Consider the following 4,585-nt stretch of genomic DNA (forward strand, 5'->3'; position numbering starts at 1 on the left):
GCCGATGATAGTGTGGGGCCTCCCCATGTGAAAGTAGGGCACCGCCAGGCACCTTACACAACAAGCCCCTGACCCATTACAACGGTCAGGGGCTTCGCGTTTCTTGAGTTACCTGAAAAGCTGACTGCTTACTCACGATCGTTGATTACGTAAGTAGGACTGCGAGTGCCCGAGTGTTTAGGATGCCGACAGTGCGCGCTGCCAGCGTGCCATCTATCGGTCGGGCCGATTCGATGCTGAGTTTCCTGCTGCTGATCCCGTTATGTGCACTCGTATTCGGCGTTCTGGCCGATGACAGTATGGGTGCGCTAGCTGGTGCCATCGCTGGCTTCACCTGTGCCTGGGCGTTCGTTCTGCGTGCGCGGTTGCAACGGCTTGAGCGACGGCTTGATGCTTTGGAGGCCGTAACCCGTAAACAGGGCGATGGCGTTTCAGTGGCGCCAGTAACAACGACTGTGGCGGCAGAGCCGGAATGGGATACTCCTTTCGTGAGTGCGGTAGCTGCCGAGCAGGCGCAACCAGTCATCGATAACGCACCGGCATGGATGGATGGCCGTGTGGATTCTGCCACCGCCGCAGCTGCTGAGGGTCCGTGGGCGCAAGAGCAGACCCAGGCCATGCCTGGTTCTCTGTCTATCGCTTGGCAATGGCTTAGCGGCGGAAACACGCTGGTACGCACCGGCATCATCGTGTTGTTTTTCGGCGCGGCTTTCCTGATACGTTATGTCGCCCAGCATTCCACTATTTCGATCGAGATCCGCCTCGCGGCCATTGCTGTAGCGGGTGTTGGTCTGGTTATGCTTGGCTTGCGTCTAGCCAGAACGCGGAAAGGATACGGCCTCAGTCTACAGGGTGGTGGGCTTGGTCTGATCTATCTGGTGCTATTTGGCGCAATGCAGTTTTACGGTCTGCTGGCACCGTTGCCCGGATTCGTGGCTTTGTTTGTCTGCACCCTGATCGGGGTAGGTCTCGGCCTGCGTCAGAACGCACAGGCTCTGGCGGTACTGGCGGTACTTGGCGGATTCCTCGCGCCGGTTCTCGTGTCGGCCGGTGGTGGCGACCACGTGCGCTTGTTCGGTTACTACCTCGTGCTTGATCTCGGTATCGCCGCAGTTGCCTTCTGGCGCATATGGCGGCTGCTCAACCTCGTCGGCTTCTTGTGTACGTTCGTCATTGGCGCACTGTGGGGTGGGTTGCGCTATCGGGCGGAGCTGTTCAGCAGCACTGAGCCCTTCCTCGTTATTTTCTTCGTGTTGTTCTCAGCATTGCCTTTGCTGAGTGCGCGCCGTTTACCGCTCGATCTTCGTCGTCCACTCGATACAACTCTGGTATTCGGGGTTCCTGTGGTGAGTTTTGCTCTGCAGGCCGCGTTGGTCGGCGAGTTCGTGCACGGCCTGAGTTGGAGTGCGTGTGGTGCCGCCCTGTGGTATGCCCTGCTCGATCGCCTGGCACGGGTGAGTCCCGCATTTGAGTTACTGGCTGATTGCTACCGCGTGCTGGCGATCATTGCTGCAACGATTGCCATACCTCTGGCGTTCGACGATGCCTCTGCCAGCCCGTTGTGGGCCTTGGAGGGTGCAGGCTTGTTGTGGATCGCCTGTCGGCAGCGTCGTGTCGTGCTGTGGTGGCTGGGCATCTTGATTCAGGTTGGAGCCGCCTGTCTGTGGGGGCGTGCGTACCTGTTTGATGCGGTCTCAGCAACACGTCCATTTCTCAATGTTGCAGCGTTGGATACGGCATTGATCGCGCTGGCGGGTCTGTGCAGCGCCTGGGTCACGCAGCGCTACGGCACGGTGCGTGGCTCATCCGTCATCGTCACCCGGGTATTTGCCTGTTGGGGTTGGTTGTGGTGGCTGGTGTTCGGGTCGCGGGAAACCTTTGGTCTGATGGTCTTGCGCGATGCGAGCGGCGCCTGGCTGCTGTTCCTTGCGCTGAGTGCGCTGGTCGGTCATCAGCTGGCTCGTCGCAGTGCCTGGCCCGATGGCCGACTGCCGGCATTGGCGTTGCCGCTCCTGTTCATTTTCGCGTTGCTGTTCGATTTTCAGTGGCGTTCGCATTCCTTGGCCGGACTGGGTTTGCTTGGTTGGCCGTGTGCGTTTGGCGTACAGCTGTGGTTGCTGTATCGCGAGGAGCTGGAGTTGCCTGCGCGGCGTGACCAGCGCTGGCGTCATGCACTGACAGCCTGTCTGTTGCTCGCCCTCGGCGCAGAGGAAATCCGCTGGTTGGTCGGGGAGGCGTACGGACTCGGGCGGACTTGGATCGAGGCTGCACTCGGGTTGTGGCTGGCGGGCGGTATCGTGTGGCTGGCCTCGGCTCGTTGGCCAGCGTGGCCACTGGCCGCCCGCGCAATGGACTACCGTCGCCTGGCGTTGCCGGCGGTGTTTGTTGCGAGTGTGCTGTGGAGCCTGCTGGCGGGCTTGCAGGGGACGGCGGATCCGGCGCCGTTTCCCTATCTGCCGTTGCTCAATCCGCTGGAGCTGGCGCAGTTGGCGGTACTTGTCGCAATGCGTCACTGTGGTCTTCAGTGTTGCGATAGCGCTGCCTGGCCGCAGTGCTGGCGTCGACCGTTGCTGTGGTCGGTCGGACTGCTGGGTTTCGCGATGCTGAACATGCTGGTGCTGCGCGGCTGTCACCATCTGGCCGGTGTGCCTTGGGCGCCCCTGGCAATGCTTGATTCGCGTGTGGTTCAGGCAGCGCTCGCGGCTGTGTGGGCAGTCAGTGCCGTCGTACTGATGCTGGCCGGAGCCCGTGGTGCTCAGCGCCAGCGCTGGCTGAGCGGTGCGGCGCTGATGGGGCTGACAGTGCTCAAGCTGTTTCTGGTCGACTTGTCAGGGCGCGACACGCTGGAGCGCATCGTGGCGTTCCTGGTGGTCGGCATCCTGCTGCTGCTCGTCGGTTACTTTGCACCGGCGCCGCCGCGCAGCGGCAGCGCCGGTGACGCTGACAACCTCAGAAGCGATAGCCCACATTGAATTGAATGGCATTGCCGCCGCTGTCACTGCGCTGCACGGTCAGCCCCGCGTGCAGCACCTGGTCGAACCCTGAACCGCTGCGCACTCTCGTGGAGACGGCGACGCCGAGGTCCTGGATGTTGGATACGGCGAGGTTGTCACCGAAGTAACGCGTGTCGGTGACCCAGGCCATCCAGCGTGCCCCGCTGCCCAGTGGTGTGCTGTCGAGCGGACCGCCAAGACGGACGCTGTTGCGCAGCACGGTTTCATTGAGGTCATAGGATGCGTCCAGGCCGTGCACATTGCCGCCGACCGAGCGGTAGACACCGACCATGTTGTCCATGCCGAACTGCCAGTCATTGTTCAGCTGGGTCTTGTAGTGACTGGTCAGCGTCCCCGAGGCCAGCGAGCCGATGTGGTTATAGTCGTCGTCGACCACCGTGCCCCAGCGCACGATCGGCTTGATCTGCCAGTCATCGTTGATCGGAATGCGCAGGCCGCCACCCGGGGAGAAGCTGCGATTGCGCAGGCTGTGGCCGTGACCGTCGGTGCTGATGTTGACGATCGGCGCATCGAGGATCGCCACCGTGCCGTTGTCGAGCTTCCAGGAGTACTGCAGCGGCAGGGTCTGCCAGCGCTGCCGGTAGCCATCGACGTTGAACTGGCCGAAGCCGAGCCCGAGCGCCGCCTGGCCGTTGCCGAAACCGATGTCCTGCGGGTCGCTCCAGATGCCTGCGTCAGCGTCGGCAACGGTCATCTGCTGCAGCAGGCTGCCCGGGCCGCCGGCTACCGGGTCGACCGCCGAAATCTCGGCATTGTGGTTGGGCGTTGGAATCGTGACTTCGACGACTGTTGCAGGTGTGGTCGGTGATTCTCCGGGGGCCAGTGAGACGCTGTCAGCGCGATAGGTGGTGGTCAGGCCGAGCAGCGGCAGTGACGAGGACACCGTGGCGAATTCGCCGCTGACCGTTCCGCTGGCGGTCAGGATCGAATAAGTCGAGCCGGCAGAGAACGTGCCGCTCGTCGGCACCAGCAGGAGTGTGGCGCCGGCGATCGATACATCACCGAGCGAGATGACCTGGTCGGCATGGCCGGCATCGTCGGCCTCGATCCGCAGTGTCGAGCCAGGCTGCAGCGTCAGCGAGCCGACGGTGATCGTGCCGATCGAGTTGCCGGGGTCGAGCCAGCCACCACTGGCGACGTTGACGCCGCCGAGCACGGTGCCGGTACCGCCGAGCATGCCGCCGCTGAGCACCGAGGCACCGCCACCGTAAGTGCCGTTGATCGACAAACGCCCGGCGTGCACGGTTGCCAGCCCGGTCATTGCGCTGGCGTCACCGTTCAGGCGCAGCTGCCCGGTACCGTATTTGTCGAGCGTGCTGCCGGCGCCGGCCAGCGTGCCGTCAAAGATCGAATCGGTTGCCGCATTGAAGTTCAGGGCTCCAGAGTGAAAGGTCCCGAGATCATCGGTGTAGCCGAGCAGCAGCGTGCCGCTGCCTTGCAGGTGTTGCAGTGTCTGGCTGCCGCGACCCTGCAGCGTGGCGCCGCTGGCGATGTTGACTTCGCTGCTTGCCGCAATCGCGTTGGTGGCCACCAGATCGAGGGTCGCACCGCTCTCGACGAACACCTGGCCT

Annotated in this window: 1 protein-coding gene and 1 pseudogene; one reads left to right on the forward strand and one right to left on the reverse strand. The window is 62.9% G+C overall.

The window, feature by feature from the left end:
- The first annotated feature begins 182 nt into the window (after positions 1-182).
- Positions 183-2,972, forward strand: a complete 2,790-nt coding sequence (locus tag C7443_RS09465; protein ID WP_110018371.1) for a DUF2339 domain-containing protein — start codon at positions 183-185, stop codon at positions 2,970-2,972.
- Here C7443_RS09465 and C7443_RS20115 read toward each other — a convergent pair.
- A pseudogene (locus C7443_RS20115) lies at positions 2,950-4,585 on the reverse strand (hypothetical protein); the annotation flags it as partial. The gene C7443_RS09465 and the pseudogene C7443_RS20115 overlap by 23 nt on opposite strands.

Source organism: Plasticicumulans acidivorans (genome assembly GCF_003182095.1).
GTDB classification, from domain to species: domain Bacteria; phylum Pseudomonadota; class Gammaproteobacteria; order Competibacterales; family Competibacteraceae; genus Plasticicumulans; species Plasticicumulans acidivorans.